This is a genomic window from Streptomyces sp. NPDC029836, from assembly GCF_055574495.1.
In genome coordinates, this window is the sequence record NZ_JBVHZI010000014.1 from 1 (window position 1) to 21200 (window position 21200).

A 21200-nucleotide genomic window follows, 5' to 3' on the forward strand; every position below is an offset into this window, starting at 1 on the left:
GATCCCTGGGTGCGGGTGGTGTAGGCGGTGGTGAGGTCGTGGGCGAGGGGGGTGCGGGACCAGGCGTCGCTGGCGATGTGGTGGATGAGGAGCAGCAGGACGTGTTCCTCGTCCGAGACCTGGAACAGAACTGTCCGCAGCGGGAGTTCATTGCCGAGGTCGAAGCAGTGACCCACGGCCTCCGTCAGTTTTTCGCCCAGCTCGTCCTCATTCACCTGGACGACCGTGAACGGCGTCTCGGCCGCATCGGCAGGCCGGACGATCTGGTGCGGACCGTGCTCCTCGTCCTCGGCGAAGGTGGTGCGCAAGCTCTCGTGGCGGGCGACGACGTCACCGATGGCGAGGCGCAGGGAGCCGACGTCGAGGCGACCGGTGAGACGGAGAGCGGCAGCCGTGTTGTAGGTGGAGCTGGGGCCTTCGAATTGGTGGAGGAACCAGAGGCGCTGTTGGGCGTAGGACAGCGGGATGTGGTCGGGGCGGGGTTGGGCGGTGAGCGGGGTGCGGGCTTGGGTTGCCTGGTCGAGGGTGGCGGCGAGGGCGGCGATGGTGGGGGTCTCGAAGAGCTGCCGGATGGAGAGTTCGGCGCCGAGGGTGGTGCGGATGCGGCTGACCAGACGGGTCGCCAGCAAGGAGTGGCCGCCGAGGTCGAAGAAGCTGTCGTCGATGGTGAGGTGGGGGACGGCCAGCACTTCGGCGTAGAGGGACACGAGGATCTCTTCGCGGGGGCTGCGGGGTGCGCGGCCTGCGGTTGAGCCGGTGTAGGTGGGTGCGGGGAGGGCCTTGCGGTCGAGCTTGCCGTTGGGGGTCAGCGGCAGGGCTTCGAGGGTGACGAAGGCCGAGGGAAGCATGTACTCCGGCAGGCACTCGGCCAGTCCCGCTTGGGCGTCGCTCTCGTTCCAGAGGCTGGGGTCGGGCACGAGGTAGGCGACGAGTCGTTGGTCGCCGGGCTGGTCCTCGCGGAGGAGGACGGCCGTCTGGAGGACGCCGGGCTGGGACGCGATCGCGGATTCGATCTCCCCCAGCTCGATGCGGTGGCCGCGGAGTTTGATCTGGTGGTCGGCGCGGCCGATGAAGAGGAGTTGGCCGTCGTGGGTCCAGCGGGCGATGTCGCCGGTGCGGTACATGCGGCTGCCGGGTGGGCCGTAGGGGTTGGCGGTGAACCGTTCGGCGGTCAACGCGCTGCGGTGGTGGTAGCCGCGGGCGAGTTGGTGGCCGGCGAGGTAGAGCTCGCCGTCGGTGCCGGGGGCTGCGGGTCGGAGGGCGCTGTCGAGGACGTAGGCGCGGGTGTTGGTGAACGGCCGGCCGATCGGGACCGGACCGACGGGCAGACCGCCGGCCGGGATGCGGTATTCGGTGGCGTTGACGGTGTTCTCGGTGGGCCCGTAGGCGTTGATGACCCGGGTGTCCGGGTGGGTGTTCTGCCAGGTGGTGAGTTGATCGCTGTGAAGGGCTTCGCCGCCGAGGATCATGGTGTGGGTGGGGGACACGGTCGCCGGCAGGGTGTTGAGGATGGCGAGGTGGCTGGGTGTGGCCTTGATCAGTGTCGGTTGGTGGGTGCTGTTTTCGAGGCTGGTGAGGTGGACGGTTCCGCCGTTGGTCAATGGGGTCCACAGGGCGGTGACGGTGAGGTCGAAGGCCAGGGGTGAGTGCAGCAGGGTGGCGCCGCTGGTGGCCGGGTAGGCGGTGCGGGCCCGGTGGAGGTAGGTGGCCAGGGCGTGGTGTTCGATGATCACGCCCTTGGGGCGGCCGGTGGAGCCCGAGGTGTAGATCATGTAGGCCGCGTGGCGGGTGGACCACGGGGACCGGCGCTCCTCATCCGTGAGCGGGTCGTCCGCATACGTGGCAAGTACCTCGGCTGCGACGGGTTCCGTGAGGGTCAGCGCGGGTGCGGCGTCGGTGAGGATGTGGGTGATCCGGTCGGTCGGGTAGTCGGGGTCGACGGGCAGGTACGCGGCGCCGGCTTTCAGCACGCCGAGCATGCTGACGATGGCGTCGGTCGTCTTGGGCAGGACGAGGGCCACGAACTGCTCGGGCCGCACGTTCCGGGTGATCAGGTGGCGGGCGACCTGGTTGGCGCGGCCGTCGAGCTCCCCGTACGTAAGGCTGTTGCCGTTCTCGTCCGTGACCGCGATCGCGTCCGGTGTCCGTGCGGCCTGGGCTGCGAAGAGGTCGTGCAGGGGGACGTCGGTGAGCGGGGTGTCGTCGCCGTTCCACTCCACCAGGACCCGTTCGCGGTCGGCCGCGTCGAGGGTGTCGAGTCGGCCCACCGGCTGGTCGCCGTGCGTGGTCAGGGTTTCCAGGACGCGCAGGACCCGCTGCGACAGGGAGCGGGCCAGGCGGCCGTCGCAGACGTCCGCGCGGTAGTCGAGGTGCAGCCGCAGTGCGGCGTCCCTGGTGTGGGCGACCAGGTTCATGGCGAAGTCCGTGCTCTCGGCGGCCGTGAAGCCGTCCATCCGCAGACCGGCGCCGTCGAGGCGGGGGTCCGTGGCGCCCGGGCTCACGGGGTAGTTCTGGAAGACCATGGCGGTGTCGAAGAGGTCGCTGTGGCCGGCCCAGCGTTGGATGTCGGCCAGTCCTGCCCACTGGTGGTCGAGCAGGCGGGCCTGTTCGGCTTGGAGTCGGCGGAAGAACCCGGTGAGGGGCTCGGTGTGGTCCAGGCGGGCGCGGACCGGGAGGGTGTTGATGAACAGGCCGACCATCGACTCGACGCCGGTGAGTTCCGGCGGGCGGCCCGAGACGGTCGCGCCGAAGACGACGTCGTCGCGGCCGGTGGCCTGGGCCAGGGCCAGCGCCCACGCGCCCTGGACGACGGTGTTCATGGTGACGCCATGCGTACGGGCCCACCCGGCCAGCGCGGTACTGGCCGCGGTGTCCAGGCCGAAGGTGACGCTCTCGGGGGCGGACTCCACCGGCCCGGCCCCCGGGGCGATCAGCCCCGGTTCCTCCAGGCCCGACAGGGATTCCGTCCACGCCTCGCGGGCCGCTTCGCGGTCCCGGCCGTCCAGCCAGGTCAGGTAGTCGCGGTACGGGCGCACCCGCGGCAGGGTCGACGCGCCGCCCCCGCCCGCCGCGTACAGGGCGATCAGTTCCTGCCAGATCAGCGGCATCGACCAGCCGTCGACAAGGATGTGGTGGTTCGTCATGACCAGTCGGACCCGGTTCGCGTCCAGCCGGACGATCGTGAACCGCAGCAGCGGCGGGCTCGTCAGGTCGAAGCGGCGGGCGAGGACCTCGGCGGCGGCGCGGTCCGAGGCGCGGGTCCGTTCGTCGGCGGGGAGAGCGGTCAGGTCCAGTTCCTGCCAGTCGAGTTCGGCCTCGGCCGGTACGACCTGCACCCAGGCGCCCGACGGGACCTGACGGAAGCCGGCGCGCAGGTTGTCGTGGCGGCGCAGCAGGTTCTCGGCGGCCGTGCGCAGCCGGGGCGCGTCGAAGGGGCCGCTCAGGTCGAAGGAGATCTGCCCCACGTACACGTCGCGGGTGTCCTCGTCGTACAGGTTGAGGAAGAGGAAGCCCTCCTGGAGGGGAGCGAGCGGCAGGACGTCCCGCAGGCCGGGGACGGCGGCCTCCAGGTGCTCGATCTCGGCCTGGGTGATGCTCGGGTGCGTGACGTCCGACGGGGTGAGGCCGGCGGCGTCCGGGCGGCGGGCCTCCTCGACGAGGCGCCTCAGGGCCGCGAACCAGGTGTCGGCCAGCTCCCGGACGTCCTCGGGCGCCAGTACGGCCGCCGCGTACGTCCACGTCGCCAGCAGCCGGGTACCGGACGGGGTCTCGCGGGCCGAGGCGTTGAGGTCCACCGGGTGGGCCAGGGGCATGGCGCCGTCGATGCCGGCCACGTCCGCCCCGGCGACCGACCAGGCGGCGGCCTCGCCGGCGCCCTGACCGATCTGCCCCAGGTAGTTGAAGCCGAACTCGGGCACCGGTAGGGCGGCGAGCACGGCGCGGCCGGCGGGGTTCAGGTGGCGCAGCAGGCCGTAGCCGAGCCCGTTGCCGGGTACGGAACGGAGCTGCTCCTTGACGGCCTTCAGGGCCGGGACCAGAGCCGGAGCCGGACCGGAGCCCGTCCCGCTGCCGATGGCGCCGCTGCCGACGCCGCTGCTGCCGCTCCCCCCGGCGGCCGGGTCCAGGAGCACCGGGTACATCGAGGTGAACCAGCCCGCCGTGCGGCTGAGTTCCACCCCGGGTACGGCGTCCTCGTGCCGGCCGTGGCTCTCCAGGTCCACCACCACCGGGGCACCCGCCTTCGCGCCCCGCCCGCCCCGCCAGTCGGCGACCGCGACCGCGAACGCGGTCAGCAGCACGTCGTTGATCCCGGCGTTGACGGTGCCGGGCACCCAGGTCAGCAGGGCTTCGGTCGTCTCCGCGTCGAGCTCGGCGGTGACCTGCCCCGCGTCCGCGTGGGTGTCGCGGGTCCGGTCGATCCGGAGGGCCGGGGGCGTGCCGCCGAGGACGGTGCTCCAGTGGTCGAGCTGCGCCTCGGTCCGGGCGTCGAGCGCGAGGTCCGCGAGCGAGCGGGCCCAGTGCCGCCACGGGGTGCCGACGGGGGCGAGGGTGCCGCCCTCGTAGGCGGTGACCAGGTCGGGGAGCACGGTCCGCCAGGTGACCCCGTCGATGACGAGGTGGTTCGCGACGAGGACGAGGAGTCCGTCCCGGTCCGGGCCGCGGTCGATCCAGACGGCCAGCAGCATCCGCCCGGCCGTCGGGTCGAGCCGGGAGCGGGCCTCGCGGGCCCGCGCGGTCACGGCCGCGCGGACCGTCCCGTCGTCGAGACCGGTGGCGTCGTACCGGGTCAGGCAGTTGGCGGCGGTCACGGAACCCGGCTCGGGCACGGTGAGGGTCCAGTCGTCGGCGACCCGCAACCGCAGGGCGTCGTGATGGTCGAGTACGGTCCCCAGCGCACGGCCCAGGGCCTCGAAGTCCAGGCCGGCGGGCGTGTGCAGCACGGCCGACTGGTTGAACGCGGCCCGATCGGAGCCTAGTTCGGCGAACCAGCCCATCATCGGCGTCATCGGCGCTTCCCCGTACGGGGACACCCCGGCCCCCGACACGAGCCGATCGGCGCCCTCGGCGCCTTCCGCGTCCTGTGCGGCCGTCGCCGCCTCGGTGAGCAGCGCCGGCGTCTGGTGTTCGAAGACGTCGCGGACCGACAGGACGAGTCCGGCCGCGCGGGCCCGGCCGACCAGCTGGATGGAGAGGATGCTGTCGCCGCCGAGGTCGAAGAAGCCGTCGTCGGCGCCGACGGACTCCTGGCCCAGGACCTCGGAGAACAGTGCGACCAGCTGGCGCTCGCGCGGGGTGCGCGGGGCGCGGCCCGAGGTCTGCCCGGTGTAGTCGGGGGCGGGCAGCGCCGTGCGGTCCAGCTTCCCGTTGATCGTCAGGGGCAGCGCGTCGAGGGACACGAACGCCGTCGGGATCATGTGGTCGGGCAGGATGCCGCGGAGGTCGGCGCGCAGTCCGCGCACGTCCGGGGCGTGTCCGGGCTCCGGTACGACGTACGCGACGAGCCGCCGGTCGCCCGGGGTGTCCTCGCGGACGATCACGGCCGCCCGGGCGAGTTCGGAGCGTTCGACGATGACCGACTCGATCTCGGCCGGCTCGATCCGCAGCCCGCGGATCTTGACCTGGGTGTCGACGCGTCCCAGGTACTCCAGCTCGCCGCCGGGCAGCCAGCGCACCAGGTCGCCCGTGCGGTACATGCGGGCGCCGGGGGCGCCGTACGGGTCGACCACGAAGCGTTCCGCGGTGAGCGCGGGCCGGCCGTGGTAGCCGCGGGCCAGGTGGGAGCCCGCCGCGTACAGCTCGCCGGGGACGCCGGGGGCCACCGGGCGCAGGGCGGCGTCCAGGACGTAGACGGAGCTGTTGGCGATGGGCGCGCCGATGGGCGGGGTGACGGGCCCGGACAGCGGGCGGCTCATGGTGGAGCAGACGGTGGTCTCGGTCGGGCCGTACGAGTTGAGCAGCGTACGACCGCCGGCGGACCAGCGTTCGACCAGTTCCGGCGGGCTCGTCTCGGCGCCGACGACGAGGGTCGTGACGGTGGGCAGCGCGTCCGCGGGGAGCAGCTTGAGGACGGCCGGGGTCAGGCTGAGGTGGGTGGCGCCGAAGCGGTTCGCCAGCGCGGCCAGCTCCGGTCCGGGGGTGAGGCCGGCCGGCGCGATGATCAGGGTCGCCCCGGTGAGGAGGCCCATGGACAGTTCCCAGAAGGCGGCGTCGAAGCTGGGGGAGAGGTGCTGGAGGACCTTGCTGCCGGGGCCGGTGGCGCAGTCGCCGGTGAAGATGTCGAGGAGTCCGGGGAGTCCGGAGTGGGTGACGACGACGCCCTTGGGTCGGCCGGTGGTGCCGGAGGTGTAGATCATGTACGCCGGGTGGGCGGCGCGGCGCGGGCCGCGTCGTTCCGCGTCGGTGACGTCGTGCGCGGGCAGGGCGGCGATCTCCCGTCCGGTGTCGGGGCCGTCGAGGAGGAGCCGCGGGACGTCCGTGTCGGGCAGGCCGGCGGCGACGGCGGTGGTGGTGACGATCAGGGTCGGGGCGGCGTCCTCGACCAGGTGGGCGATGCGTTCCGCGGGGTAGGCGGGGTCGACCGGTACGTAGGCGGCGCCCGCCTTGAAGCCGGCGAGGGTGGCGGTGACCAGGTCGGCCGAGCGCGGCAGGGCCAGCGCGACGAACTGTTCGGCTCGTACGCCCCGTTCGATGAACCGGCGGGCCAGCCGGTTGGCGCGGGCGTTGAGTTCGCCGTACGTCAGGTCGCCGTCCTCGGACCGGACCGCCAACCGCTGCGGTGCGGCGGCGGCATGGGCCTCGACGTATTCGGCGAAGGTCCGGGGGTCGGTCGGGCGCGGGGTGTCGTTCCATTCGACGAGTACGCGGCGCAGTTCGGCGGCGTCGAGTACGGACGGCTCGCTGATCCGCAGGTCCGGGTCGTGGGTCAGGGTGTCGAGCAGGCGCAGGAAGCGGGCGACGAGGGAGCGGACGCCGGCCTCGTCGAAGAGGTCGGCGCTGAACTCGGCGGCGCCCGCCAGGCCGGCGGGGGAGCCGTCGGCGGCGGGGACCTCGACGAGTTCGAAGGCCAGGTCGACCTTGGCGACGCCACTGTCGACGGTGATCGGTTCCACGGCGAAACCGGCGGCGGACAGCGCGTCGAACGCGCCGCGCCGGGTGGTGTCCAGGCTGAGGAGCACCTGGAACAGGGGGTTGTGGGAGAGGGAGCGGGTCGGGCTGAGCGCGTCGACGAGCCGCTCGAAGGGGAGGTCCTGGTGGGCGTAGGCCGTCAGGTCGGTTTCCCGTACGCGGTCCAGCAGTTCGCGGAACGTGGGGTCGCCCGCGGTGTCGGTGCGCAGGACCAGGGTGTTGACGAAGAAGCCGACGGCCTCGTCGAGGGCGTCGTCGGAGCGGCCCGCGACGGGGGTGCCGATCGGGATGTCGTCGCCCGCGCCCAGCCGGTTCAGCAGGGTGGCCAGGGCCGCTTGGAGGACCATGAACACGCTGGTCCGGGACGTGCGGGCCAGGGACACCAGCCGGTCGTGCAGCTCGGCGGGGACGTTCACCGGGACCCGGCCGCCCCGGTGCGAGGCGACGGCCGGGCGGGGCCGGTCGGTGGGCAGCTCCAGCAGGTCGGGGGCGCCCGCCAGGGCCTGCTTCCAGTGGGCGAGTTGGCGGCCCGCGACACTGGCCGGGTCGGCGGCGTCGCCGAGCCGGTCGCCCTGCCACAGCGCGTAGTCGGCGTACTGGACGGGCAGTGGCGTCCACGCGGGGGCGCGGCCCGCGGCGAGGGCGGTGTAGGCGGTCGCCAGGTCGCGCACCAGCGGACCCAGTGACCAGCCGTCGCCCGCGATGTGGTGGACGGACAGCAGCAGGACGTGTCCGGTCGGGGCGAGTCGGAACAGTTCGGCGCGGACGGGGACGTCACGGGTCAGGTCGAAGCCGTGCCGGCCGGCGCGCGTCAGGTCGGCGTCGAGGCGTTCCTCGGTGGTGTCGGAGACGGGCAGCTCGAACCGGACCGCGTCGGGCGCCAGAATGCTCTGGCGGGCGCCGAGGGCGTCCTCGGTGAAGACCGTCCGCAGGCTCTCGTGGCGGACGATGACGGCCCCGAAGGCGCCGCGCAGCGCCTCCGGGTCGAGCGGGCCGGTCAGCCGCAGCGCGCCGGTGATGTTGTAGGTGGCGGAGGGCCCTTCGAGCCGGTGCAGGAACCACAGCCGCTGCTGCGAGGAGGACAGCGGCAGCCGGTCGGGGCGCGGACCGGCGGTCAGCGGGGTGCGGGCCCGCTCCGCGTCGTCCAGGGTCGCGGCGACCCCGGCGACCGTCGGCGTCTCGAACAACTGCCGCACGGAGAGTTCCACGCCGAGTGCGCCACGGATCCTGCCGGCGAGCCGGGTCGCGAGCAGGGAGTGGCCGCCGAGGTCGAAGAAGCTGTCGTCGATGGTGACCCGGGGGACGGCGAGGACCTCCGCGAAGAGGGACACGAGGATCTCCTCGCGGGGGCCGCGCGGTGCCCGTCCGGCGGTGTGCGCCGTGTAGGAGGGGGCGGGCAGCGCTGCGCCGTCGAGCTTGCCGTTGGGGGTCAGCGGCAGCGCGTCGAGGGTGACGAACGCCGACGGCACCATGTGTTCGGGGAGTTGGGCCGCGGCGTGGTCGTGCAGGGTCCCGGCGGGCGGGGCGGCGCCGTCGGTCACCACGTAGGCGGCGAGCCGCAGGTCACCGGGGGCGTCCTCGCGCAGCCGCACGGCCACGTCGATGACGGCGGGGTGCGCGGCCAACACGGCTTCGATCTCGCCGAGTTCGATGCGGAAGCCGCGGATCTTCACCTGGTGGTCGGCGCGGCCCAGGTAGTCGAGTCCGCCGTCGGCGCGGCGCCTGGCCAGGTCCCCGGTGCGGTACATCCGGGTGCCGTGCTCGCCGAACAGGGCGGCGTACGGGTCGGCGGGGAAGCGGTCCGAGGTGAGGCCGGGCCGGCCGAGGTAGCCGCGGGCCAGGCCCGCGCCCGCCACGTACATCTCGCCGGTGACGCCGGCCGCGGCGGGCCGGAGCCGGCCGTCGAGCACGTAGACGCGCAGGTCGGGGATGTTGACGCCGATGGTGCTCGCGGTCGCGGCCTCGGCGGTGGCACGGTCCACCGGGAAGTGCGACACGTGGACGGTGGTCTCGGTGATCCCGTACATGTTGACGAGCGCCGGGGCGTCGTCCGGGTGCCGTTCGTACCAGTCGCGCAGCCGGGACAGGTCCAGGGCCTCGCCACCGAACACGATCGTGCGCAGCGCCAGGTCCGGGGCGTGCTCGCGGTCGGCGGCGGCCAGTTGGTGGAACGCCGACGGGGTCTGGCTCAGCACGGTGACGCGTTCGCGCTCCAGCAGCCGCAGGAACGCGGCGGGGTCGCGGGCGACGGCGTGCGGGACGACGACGAGCCGGCCGCCGTGCAGCAGCGCTCCCCACAGTTCCCAGACGGAGAAGTCGAAGGCGTAGGAGTGGAAGAGCGTCCACACCTGCTGTTCGTCGAAGTCGAACCAGTGGTCGGTCGTGGAGAAGAGCCGTACGACGTTGTGGTGCGGGACGGCCACGCCCTTGGGGCGGCCGGTGGAGCCCGAGGTGTAGATGACGTACGCGGTGTCGCGCGGGTCCAGCCGCCGGGTCCGTTCCGCCTGGCCGAGGTCGCCGCCCCCGAGGTCGCCGTCCCCGAGGGCGGTGCTCCCGTCCGGGCCGGCGTCCGGGCCGCCGACGACGAGGCGGGGCACGTCGTGGGCGGGCAGTCGGGCCGCGGTGTCCGGGTCGGTGAGCAGGACGGCGGGAGCGGCGTCGGACAGTACGTACGCGAGGCGGTCGGCCGGGTAGTCGGGGTCCAGGGGTACGTAGGCGGCGCCGGCCTTGACCACGGCGAGCAGGGCGGTCACCAGCTCGGCGGAGCGGGGCAGGGCGAGCGCGACCAGGGAGTCCGGGCCGATCCCGCGCGCGGTCAGCAGCCGGGCGAGCCGGTTGGCGCGGGCGTTGAGCTGCGCGTAGGTGAGGGAGGTGTCCTCGAAGGTGAGGGCGGTGCGGTCGGGGAAGCGGGCGGCCTGCCGCTCGAAGAGCTCGGGCAGCGTGACCCCGGCGTTCAGGGCGTCCGGGGCGGCCGGGAAGGCCGTCGGGTCCGGTCGGTTGGCGTCGACCAGCAGCCGGTGCGCCTCGCCCGGAGCCAGTACGTCGACGTCGGCCGGCCGCACCCCGGGGTCCGCGGCGACGGCGGCGAGGAGCCGCAGCAGCCGGTCGGAGAGGGCGCGGGCCGTGTCGGCGTCGAACAGCTCGGTGCTGTACTCCACGGCCAGGCGCAGCCCGGCCGGCGTCCCGTCGGGGTCGCGGCTCTCGTCGAAGGCGAACGCCAGGTCGAACTTGGACAGTCCGGTGTGCAGCGGCACCAGCTCGGTCCGTATCCCCGGCAGTCGGCCCAGCGCGCCGAGGGCGTCCTGCTGGGTGGTGTCGAAGGTCAGCATCACCTGGAACAGCGGGTGGTGGGGCGCCCCGCGGTCCGGGTTGATCGCCTCCACGAGCCGCTCGAAGGGCACGTCCTGGTGGTCGAAGGCGGCGAGGTCGGTCTCGCGGACCCGGCCGAGCAGTTCGCGGAACGTGGGGTTGCCGGAGGTGTCGGTGCGCAGGACGAGGGTGTTGACGAAGAAGCCGACGAGGTCCTCCACCCCGGCATCGGTGCGTCCCGCGATCGTCGAGCCGATCGGTACGTCCTCGCCCGCCCCGAGCCGCGTCAGCAGGGACGCGAGGGCGGCCTGGAGGACCATGAACACGCTGGTGCGCGTCTCGCCGGCCAGGGCGGCCAGCGACCGGTGCAGGTCGGTGGGGACGGACAGGTCCAGGCGGGCCCCCGCGTTGCTGCGGCGGGCCGGGTAGGGCCGGTCGGTGGGCAGTTCGAGGCGTTCGGGCAGCCCGGCCAGGGCCGACCGCCAGTGGGCGAGCTGCCGGCCGCCCTCGCTGTCGGCGTCGTCGGCGTCGCCGAGCAGCTCCCGCTGCCACAGCGTGTGGTCGGCGTACTGGACGGGCAGCGGCGCCCGTTCGGGGGCCGGCGCCCCGCCCGGGCGGGCGGCGTAGGCGGTGCCCAGGTCCCGGGCGAGGGGGGCCAGCGACCAGCCGTCGCCGGCGATGTGGTGGAGCACCAACAGCAGCACGTGTTCGCGCGGGCCCACCGTGAAGAGGGTGGCGCGCAGCGGGGTCTCGCGGGCCAGGTCGAAGGGCCGGCGGGCGGCCCGGGCCAGGTCGGCGTCGAGCCGTTCGGCGTCGGTGGCGGTGACCTCCAGGCGGGCCGCCGCCCGCTCCGGGGACAGGACGACCTGGTGGGGGCCGTGCTCGTCCTCGGCGAAGACGGTCCGCAGGCTCTCGTGCCGGGCGACGACGTCGCCGATCGCGGCGGCGAGGGCGGCCTCGTCCACGGTCCCGGTCAGGCGCAGCGCGGCCGGGATGTTGTAGAGCGGGGAGGGCCCCTCGTACTGGTGCAGGAACCACAGGCGCTGCTGGGCGAAGGACAGCGGCAGCCGCTCGGGCCGCTGCCGGGCGGTGACCGCCGTACGGGTGCGGCCGGCGCCGGTGAGCGCGGCGAGGGCGGCCACGGTCGGGGACTCGAAGACCTGCTGGAGGGACAACTCGGTGCCGAGCGCCGTGCGGACGCGGCTGATCAGGCGGGTGGCGAGCAGGGAGTGCCCGCCGAGTTCGAAGAAGTCGTCGTCGATGCCGGGCGCCTCGACGCCGAGGACCTCCGCGAACAGGGTGCGGAGGATCTCCTCGCGCGGGGTGCGGGGGGCACGCCGGCGCGCGCGGGCCGAGTACGAGGGCGCGGGCAGGGCCTTGCGGTCCAGCTTGCCGTTGGGCGTGACGGGAAGGGAGTCCAGGACGACGAACGCCGAGGGGATCATGTGGTCGGGGAGCCGCTCGCGCAGCGGGCCGCCGAGCGCCCCGGGATCGGGCCGGCCGCCGGCGGCCGGTACGAGGTAGGCGACGAGGCGTTGGTCACCGGGCTGGTCCTCGCGCAGCAGCACCGCGGCCCGGCCGATTCCCGGCAGGCCCAGCAGCACGGATTCGATCTCGCCGAGTTCGATGCGGAAGCCGCGGAGCTTGACCTGGTGGTCGGCGCGGCCGAGGTACTCCAGGTGCCCGCGGTGGTTCCACCGGGCGAGGTCGCCGGTGCGGTACATGCGGGCGCCGGCGGGCCCGTACGGGTCGGCGGTGAAGCGTTCGGCGCTCAGGGCGGGGCGGCCGAGGTAGCCGCGCGCGAGCTGTACGCCGGCGATGTACAGCTCGCCGGGCACGCCGGGCGGCGCCGGCCGCAGCGCGGCGTCCAGGACGTACATCCGGGTGTTCCACACGGGCAGGCCGATGGGCACCCGGCCGTCGTCGGCGGCGCACTGCCAGTAGGTGACGTCGACGGCGGCTTCCGTCGGTCCGTACAGGTTGTGCAGCGGGGTGTCCGTCGAGGCGATGAAACGCGCGGCGAGTTCGGGGGAGAGGGCCTCGCCGCTGCAGAAGACGCGGCGGACCCCGGCGAGGGACGCGGCGGCGGCCGGCTCGCCGAGGAACGCGTCGAGCATCGAGGGCACGAAGTGCAGGGTGGTGATGCCCTCGCGGGCGACGACGTCGCTCAGGTACGCGGGGTCCATGTGCCCGTCGGGCCGGGCGACGACCAGGGTCGCGCCCTCGGTCAGCGGCCAGAAGAACTCCCACACGGACACGTCGAAGCCCGACGGGGTCTTCTGCAGGACCCGGTCGGAGGCGTCGAGGCGGTAGGTGTCCTGCATCCAGGCGAGCCGGTTCACGATGGACTCGTGGGAGACCACCACGCCCTTGGGGCGGCCGGTGGAGCCCGAGGTGTAGATGACGTAGGCGGGGTGCCGGGGGTCGAGGGCCGGGCGGAGCGCCGGGGCGGCGTCCGCGTCGGTGCCGTCGGCGCCGGCCGTCGCGCCGGCCGGCGCGGGGTCGTCCAGCAGCAGCCGGGGGGTGCCGTCGTCGGGCAGCCGGTCCGCGGTCCCCCGTGAGGTCAGCACCAGCATGGCGCCCGCGTCGCCGAGGATGTGCGCGATGCGGTCGGCCGGGTACCCGGGGTCGACGGGGACGTACGCGGCCCCCGACTTCAGTACGGCGAGCAGCGCGACGACCAGCTCGGCGGACCGGGGCAGGGCCACGGCGACGAACTTCTCCGGCCCGGCGCCCCGGGCCGTCAGGGCGCGGGCGAGGCGCTCCGCGCGGGCGTCCAGCTCGGCGTAGTCGTACGAGGTCCCCTCGAAGACGAGGGCCCGCGCCGACGGGGTGCGGGCGGCCTGCGCGGCCAGCAGCTCCGGCAGGGTGGCCGCGGGGACCTCGTGCGCGGTGGCGTTCCAGTCGGACAGGACCCGCCGGCGTTCCTCGTCGCCGAGCAGGACGGTCCGGCCGACGGGCGCCGCCGGATCCGCCGTCAGGTCCGCGAGCAGCGCGACGAACCGCTCCTGGAGGGAGCGGAGTTCCTCGGCCTCGTAGAGCTGGGGGTTGCCCTCGAAGTCGACGCGGATCCCCGACTCCGGGGTGCCCGTCAGGACGAAGTTGAGGTCGGTGGTCGGCCCCGATCCGAGGCTGCGCATCACGCCGGGCGAACCGGCGAAGTCCACGGGCCGGGTGTAGGGCAGGACGTTGACGGTGGGGCCGAGCACGCCCGCGCCCCCGGACACGCCGAGTGCGCGGTTGAGGTCCTCGCCGCGGAAGCGGCCGTGCGCCATCAGGGCGCTCAGTGCGGTGGAGACCTCGGCGATCAGCTCGGTGAACGCGGTGTCGGGGCGGACCGTGAGCCGCAGCGGCAGCTGGTTGGAGACCATGCCGGGCGTGGTGCGGGCGTTGGCGCCGTAGCGGCCGGTCACGGGCACGGACACGACGATGTCCTCGGCGCCCGTCATGCGGTGCAGGAACGCGGCGACGCCGGCGATGACGACCCGCGCCCAGGAGGACTCGTACGCCCCGGCGACCTCGTCGAGGATCCGGGTCCGCTCCGGGGGCAGCCGCAGGCCGACCCGGGTGCCCGCGAGGGCGAGGCGGCTGCTGCGGCCGGTGAGGGAGACCGGGTCGGGGCGGTCGGCGAACAGGCCGGTCCAGTGGGCGCGGTCCCGTTCGTACCGGGCGGAGGCGCGGTAGTTCTCCTCGACGGTGACGAGCTGGTCCATGTCGCCGAACGAGGCGGGCGGCACGGCGGCGCCGCCCAACAGGGCCGCGTAGACGGCGGCGAGCCGCTCGTAGAACAGGGACATGCTGGTGCCGTCGAGGACGATGTGGTGGACGCCCAGGTAGTACATGTGCCGGTCCGGGCCGAGCGTGAACAGGGCGTGGCTGCTCAGTCCGGGCCGGTCCAGGGCCACGGGCGTCGCCCGGTCGGCCTCCATCCGACGGAGCGCCTCGCCCAGCGGGTCCTCGTGCCCGGTGAGGTCGATGTGCGGCAGCCGCACCGGGGTGAGGGGGCTGCCGTCGGCGGCCGTCGGGGCGTCCTCGTCCGCGCGGTCCGCCGGGGCGAGCGGGCAGTGCACCCGGTGGGGGCCGTCCTCGTCGACGAGGAAGCGGGAGCACAGCGTCGCGGTCTCGGCCAGGGTGTGGCGCAGCGCGGCGCCGAGCACGGCGTGGTCGACGGGCCCGCTGATCTCCAGGCTCGACCCGGTCTTGTAGTGGGTGCTCCGCGGATCCATCTGCTGGGCGAGCCACACCTCGTGCTGTGCGCTGGTCAGACCGTGCCGAACGGCAGCGAACTCAGACACTGTCCCTCACATTCGTCCGCCGGAGCACCCGGCCATCGCGTGGTGCGGTGCAATCCAGGAAAAGCAGCTGGAGCATCATTCGATTAATGGGAACTTGGACGCTAACAACCTGCTGACATGCAGGTCAACCGGTTGTTCGGGCTTATCCAGGGGTCTTGAGGATTTGGATATCCGGTAGATAGCCGGGGTATATGGCGGATTTGTAGACTGTCGCTCGAATTCACATCCAATTTTGCCGGCAGAGAATGCCCGAGCCCTTTTCGATCGGGGCCCTTCCGGGCATTCACCCGTTCTTGGAGCCGCCATGCCGCCGAGTGCCATCGCCTACGCCGAGCTGTACGTGTCCGACGACCGGGAGGCCGCGGGCTTCCTCATCGACAGCCTCGGCTTCGCGCCCGTGGCCGTGGCCGGTCCGGCCACCGGGACGCGCGACCGCAGGTCCACCGTGCTGCGCCACGGCTCGGTCACCCTCGTCGTCACCCGTGCCCTGCGACCGGACGGCCCGGTCGCCGCGTACGTGGAGTCGCACGGCGACTCCATCGCCGACCTAGCCTTCACCTGCGCCGACGTGACGGAGACCTTCGACCGGGCCGTGCTCGCCGGCGCGGCCGTCCACCACCGGCCCGAGCCCTCCCGGGTGCGCGGCCAGGGCGGGGAGTACGCCGTCGTCTCCGGCTTCGGGGACCTGCGGCACACCCTGCTGCCCGATTCCGGCGGCCCCGCGGGCCACCTGCCGCCCGACCGGGACTGGGCCCTGCTGCCCGGCGCCGACACCGCGGCCGCCGTCGGCGGCGGCGGCGCCCGGCCCGTCCTCGACCACGTCGCGGTCTGCCTGGAGGCCGGCACCCTGCGCGGCACGGCCGCGTTCTACGAGGCCGCCTTCGGCATGCCGTACTACTCGTCCGAGTACATCCAGGTCGGCGAGCAGGCGATGGACTCCATCGTGGTGCGCAACGAGGGCGGCGGCATCACCTTCACGCTCATCGAGCCCGACGACTCCCGACTGCCCGGCCAGATAGACCGCTTCCTGGCCGCCCACAACGGCGCCGGTGTGCAACACCTGGCCTTCCTCGTGGACGACATCGTCGATTCGGTGCGCACCCTCGGCGGGCAGGGCGTGGAATTCCTGAACACCCCGTCCGCCTACTACGACCTGCTCGCCCGCCGGGTCGACGGCCTCGCCGACCGGATCGCCGAACTGCGCGGGACGAGCGTGCTCGCGGACCGCGACGAATGGGGCTACCTGCTGCAGATCTTCACCCGCTCGCCCTACCCGCGCGGCACGCTCTTCTACGAGTACATCCAGCGCAACGGGGCCCGCGGCTTCGGCAGTTCCAACATCAAGGCGCTGTACGAGGCCGTGGAGAGGGAGCGGGAAGTGGCGGGCCGATGACGGCCGAGGCCCACCCCCGCACCCCGCCCGGGCCGGCCGGTCCCGGGCGGGCGGCGCCCCGCCCCCAACCGCCGCCCCGCCCCCAACCGCCGCCCCGCCCCCAACCGCCGCCCCGCCCCCGCACCCCGGCCCACCCCCGCACCCCGGCCCGGGCCTTCACCCCGGCGGACTTCGCCGCCCAGGCCCGCGCGCAACTGCCGTCCGAGGTATGGGACTTCATAGCCGGTGGGGCGGGCCGGGAGCGGACCCTCGCCGCGAACGAGGCCGTCTTCGACGCGGTGCGGCTGCGCCCCAAGGCGCTGCCCGGCATCGCGGAACCCGACACCTCGGTGGAGGTGCTCGGCTCCCGCTGGGCCGCCCCCGTCGGGATCGCCCCCGTCGCCTACCACGGCCTCGCCCACCCCGACGGGGAGTGCGGTACCGCCGCGGCCGCCGGCCGGCTCGGCGTACCGCTCGTCGTCAGCACGTTCGCCGGGCAGCTGCTGGAAAGCGTCGCCGAGGCGGCCACGGCCCCGCTGTGGCTCCAGCTGTACTGGTTCCGCGAGCCCGGTCTCACCCTGGGGCTCGCCCGCCGCGCCGCGGCCTGCGGCTACCGCGCGCTCGTGCTCACCGTCGACACCCCCTTCACCGGCCGCCGGCTGCGCGACCTGCGCAACGGCTTCGAAGTCCCCGCCCACATCGCCCCGGTGAACCTGGCCGGTTCCGCCGCCGCGGGCGCGGCCACCCCCGGCGCGCACAGCCGGCTGGCCTTCGACCGCGCGCTGGACTGGAGCGCGGTGGCCCGGCTGCGGGAGGAGAGCGGCCTGCCCGTCCTCGCCAAGGGCGTCCTCACCGCCTCCGACGCCGAAGCGGCCGTCGCCGCGGGAGTCGCCGGGATCATCGTCTCCAACCACGGCGGTCGCCAGCTCGACGGCGCCCCCGCCACCCTCGACGCGCTGCCCGAGGTGGTGGCCGCGGTCCGGGGCCGCTGCCCGGTCCTGCTGGACGGCGGCGTCCGCGGCGGGGGCGACGTCCTGGCCGCCCTGGCCCTCGGCGCCCGCGCCGTCCTCGTCGGCCGCCCCGCGCTGTACGCGCTCGCCGCCGGCGGGACCGAAGGCGTCCACCGCATGCTCACCCTGCTGACCGAGGAGTTCGCCGACACCATGGTGCTCACCGGCCACGCCACGACCGACACGATCGACGCGGCCACCGTCGTCCTGCCCGGACCCGGCCGGCCCGCACCGGACAGGAGCCCCGGATGACGACCACCGCCGAGACCGCCCACCCCGAACGGGCCCCGGCACGGGGGCCGGCCCGGGGCGGCGGCCCGGTCCTGCGCCGCACGGCCCTGCACGCCAGCCTGTCCGACCCGACGCTCGACACCATGAACTTCCTCAACGAGGTCACCTCCCGCTACCCGGACGCGATCTCCTTCGCGCCGGGCCGCCCCTACGAGGGCGACTTCGACGTCGCGGCGATCCCCGGCCTCATCGAGACCTACCTCGACCACCTGCGGGGCCTCGGCCACTCCGAGGAACGCATCCGCACCGCCCTGTACCAGTACGGGGAGACGGCCGGGCAGATCCGCGACCTGGTCGCCCGCATGTTGGAGGTGGACGAGGACCTGACCGTGGACCCCGCCGCCGTGGTCGTCACCGTCGGCTGCCAGGAAGCCATCGTGCTCGCCCTGCGCACCCTGTTCCGTGACCCGCGCGACGTGCTCCTCGTCGACAGCCCCTGCTACGTCGGCATCACCGGCGCGGCCGGCCTGCTGGGGATCCCGGTCGTCGCCGTCCCCGGCGGCGACGACGGCATCGGCGGGCAGGCGCTCGAACGCGCCGTACGGGAGATCGAGGCCGGCGGCCGGCGGGCCAGGGCCCTGTACGTGGTGCCCGACTGCTCCAACCCCTCGGGCGTCAGCATGAGCCGGGCGAAGCGTACGGAGCTGCTCGACGCGGCGGCGGAAGCCGACCTCCTCATCCTGGAGGACAACCCGTACGGCGTGTTCAGCACGGTCCGCCACCCCACCCTGAAGTCCCTCGACACCGACCGGCGGGTCCTCTACCTGGGCTCCTTCGCCAAGACCGCCTTCCCCGGCGCCCGCGTCGGGTTCGTGGTCGCCGACCAGCCCGTCGAGGGCGCCGACGGCGGCCCGCCGACGCTGCTGGCCGCCGAACTGGCCAAGGTCAAGAGCATGGTGACGGTGAACACCTCCAGCCTGAGCCAGGCCGCCGTCGCCGGCCTGCTGCTGCGCGGCGGCGGCGGGCTGCGGCGCGCCAACGAGGCCTCGGCCCGCCACTACCGGCGGACCATGGCCCTGCTCCGGGACACCCTGGCCGAGGAACTCCCCTCGGGCGCACCGGAGTCGGCGGGGGTGAGCTGGAACGACCCGCGCGGCGGGTTCTTCCTGACCCTCGACGTGCCGTTCCCGGCGGACGAGGCGGCGCTGCACCGCTCCGCGCAGGAGTACGGGGTGATCTGGACCCCGATGCGCCACTTCCACCTCGACCGCGCCGGCGACCGCCGGATCAGGCTCTCGTGCAGCTACCTGACCACCACCGAGGCCGTCGAAGGAGCCCGCCGGCTGGCCCGCTTCGTCCGGGACACCGGGGCGCGAACCGGCTGAGCGGCAGCGGCGCGGAAGCAAGCGCGGGTGCGGGTGCGGGTGCGGGCGCGGGTGGGCGTGGGCGTGGGCGCGGAAGGCGGGAGCGGCGTGCGGCGGCGGCCCTACCGGGGGCCGCCGTCCTCCACCAGGCCCGCCTTGTAGGCGATGATCGCGGCCTGCACCCGGTTGCGCACGCCCAACTGGGCCAGGATCGCGCTCACGTACGTCTTGATGGTGCCCTCGACCAGGTGGAGGCGTTCGGCGATCTGCGCGTTCGACAGGCCGCCGCCCACCATCCCGAGGACCTCGCGCTCGCGCTGCGTCAGCAGGTCGGTGCGGCCGCCCGGGTCCTCGCCGCGCTGCGCGGGCGCCCGGCGCAGGTCGGTCATCAGCCGGCGGGCGACGAGCGGGGACAGGCAGGAGCCGCCGGCGGCCACCGCCCGCACCCCGGCGATCAGGTCCCGGGGGTCCGAGGCCTTCAGCAGGAACCCGGCCACCCCGACGTCCAGGGCCCGCTCGATGTACTTGTCCTCGCCGAACGTGGTCAGCATGATCACCCCGGTGTCCGGGTTGGTGCCGCGGAGCTCCCCGGCGGCCGTCAGCCCGTCCATCTCGGGCATCCGGATGTCCAACAGGGCGACGTCGGGCCGGTGCTTGCGGGTCAGTTCGACGGCCTCGCGGCCGTCGGAGGCCTCGGCCACCACTTCGATGTCCGGGTCGGTGGTCAGGATGGAACGGACCCCCGCCCGAATGATCATTTCGTCGTCGGCGAGAAGTACGCGCATCGTCCGCTCCTCGGGCTTCGTTGTCACAGACTGTCCTTGGCCACCAGCAGATCATCCCTGAAGCACAACCGGTACATCCGGTTGGTGAGTTGGAGGACGTTGCCGCCCGTCCGGTAGTACTCGCAGGCGGCCCCCGGCGGCACCGGGGGTTCGGAGACGACCGGCGGCGGCTTGCTGATCCGGCGCGCGGGCAGCACCCCCGCCAGTTCCGTGCGCGGCTGGCCCGGCCGGATCCGCGCGTAGTCCCCGGGGTCGAGCGAGGTGAGCGCGGACGTGAAGACGTAGAGTCCGGCCAGCAGGGCGACCAGACCCGCGCCGATCAGTACGGGGATCCGCCCGGCCCGCCGCACGTCGCGCCGCAGCCGGCTGCGGGCCCGGCCGAGGGCCGCCCCCGAGTGGCTGCGGCCGGGCGCCGGCGCCGCGTCCGGGTGCGGGTACGGCTCGGCCCCCTCGAACCCGCCGGCGTTCCCGTCCGCGGCGGGGGGCGGCGCCCCCTGCGGATCCGCGCCCGCCGTCGGGGTGCGGGGCAGCCGCGCCAGTACCTCGAACCCGCCCGATCCGGGTCCCGTCCGCAGCGAGCCGCCGGCCAGCCGGACCCGTTCGTCCAGCCCGATCAGCCCGGAACCGCTGCCCACGGCCGGGGCGGCGGCCGGCCGGTCCGGCAGCTTGTTGAAGACCCACACGACGCACTCGCGGGGGCGGTGGGTGAGCCGTACGGTGATCTGCGCGCCCGGCGCGTGCTTCGTCGCGTTCGTCAGGGCCTCCTGCACCACCCGGTAGGCCGCCCGATCGGCGAGCAGCGCGAGCGGCGGGGCGTCCTCGCCCTCCTCGACGAACCGCACCGCCATCCCGGACCGTTCGAAGCGGCGCACCAGATCGGCTATCGACTCGTCGGAGGGGCTCAGCGGGGAGGGGCTGTCCTCCTCCCGGAGCAGTCCGATCACCTCGTGCAGTTGCTCGGCGGCCCGTGTGCACCGCTCGCGCAGCTGGGTGATCGTCGCCCGGTGTTCCTCGGGGACCCCCCGGGCCAGTTCGAGGGACCCGGACAGCAGGGCCATGACGCTCAGTTCGTGCCCGAGAGAATCATGGATGTCCTCGGCGATCCGCGAGCGTTCCTTGAGCCGGGCCTGCTCGGCGATGTAGCGCTGCTTCCATTCCAGCCGCTCCGCGCGCTCCCATCCGGCGTGCATGAGCGCGGCGCGCCGGCTCCACCAGTAGCCCACCCACCACGGCAGGACGGAGGTCGCGAAGCCCACCATGAGCAGGCTGAGCCAGTCCTTCACCTCCGCGAACCCGGTCGTCACGGCCAGTCCGGCGAGGGCCACGAGGGCGAACGCGGCGTGCGCCCGGGCGGGCGCGGTCAGCCTGCTGCCGGCGAGGAAGCTGAGGACGAGGGCGGCCACGGCGGTCCACACGCTGGTGCCCAGCCAGGGGTAGAGCCCGCTCAGCGAGGCCGCGAGCAGCAGGGACAGCAGCGGGACGGTCCGCTCCACCGCGACCGCGGCGGTGATCATCAGCAGGGCCGCGAGCCAGGGGCCGGGGGCGGAGACGAGCCGGCCGGCCTCCAGCACCGCCGGCGCGAGGAGGACGGCGAGCAGCACCAGGGTGCCGCGCTCGCCGAAGGGGCGGGCCCCGGGGCTTCCGGAGACCCGCGCCGTCAACCGCTCCGTACGCCGCCGAACGGCACGCCATCGCTGCATGCCGGCACG

General features: G+C 74.1%; 6 protein-coding genes. 3 read left to right on the forward strand and 3 right to left on the reverse strand.

Annotated features, from left to right (window positions below; all coding sequences use genetic code 11):
- A partial coding sequence (locus ACZ4XJ_RS30425; RefSeq protein WP_468498041.1) for an amino acid adenylation domain-containing protein occupies positions 1-14729 on the reverse strand: 14729 nt, incomplete at its 3' end.
- Positions 14730-15033: 304 nt separating this feature from the next.
- On the opposite strand from ACZ4XJ_RS30425, the gene hppD reads away from it, so the two are divergent.
- The 3 genes from hppD to ACZ4XJ_RS30440 are packed head-to-tail and all read left to right on the forward strand — an operon-like array spanning position 15034 to position 18727.
- Positions 15034-16122, forward strand: coding sequence for a 4-hydroxyphenylpyruvate dioxygenase (gene hppD, locus ACZ4XJ_RS30430; RefSeq protein WP_468498042.1), 1089 nt, complete (start codon positions 15034-15036; stop codon positions 16120-16122).
- Positions 16119-17363 carry an alpha-hydroxy acid oxidase gene (locus ACZ4XJ_RS30435; protein WP_468498043.1) on the forward strand — a complete coding sequence of 415 codons (1245 nt, stop codon included), beginning with the start codon at positions 16119-16121 and terminating at the stop codon, positions 17361-17363. Before hppD ends, ACZ4XJ_RS30435 begins: the two co-directional genes overlap by 4 nt.
- Positions 17360-18727, forward strand: coding sequence for an aminotransferase-like domain-containing protein (locus tag ACZ4XJ_RS30440; RefSeq protein ID WP_468498044.1), 1368 nt, complete (start codon positions 17360-17362; stop codon positions 18725-18727). Before ACZ4XJ_RS30435 ends, ACZ4XJ_RS30440 begins: the two co-directional genes overlap by 4 nt.
- A 101-nt stretch (positions 18728-18828) precedes the next feature.
- On the opposite strand, the gene ACZ4XJ_RS30445 is transcribed toward ACZ4XJ_RS30440, so the two are convergent.
- Both ACZ4XJ_RS30445 and ACZ4XJ_RS30450 read right to left on the reverse strand, forming a co-directional pair.
- Positions 18829-19491, reverse strand: a complete 663-nt coding sequence (locus tag ACZ4XJ_RS30445; protein ID WP_468498094.1) for a response regulator transcription factor — start codon at positions 19489-19491, stop codon at positions 18829-18831.
- A gap of 23 nt (positions 19492-19514) precedes the next feature.
- Entirely contained in the window at positions 19515-21191 is a 1677-nt protein-coding gene (locus ACZ4XJ_RS30450; RefSeq protein WP_468498045.1) for a sensor histidine kinase, read from the reverse strand.
- Between the last annotated feature and the right edge of the window lie 9 nt (positions 21192-21200).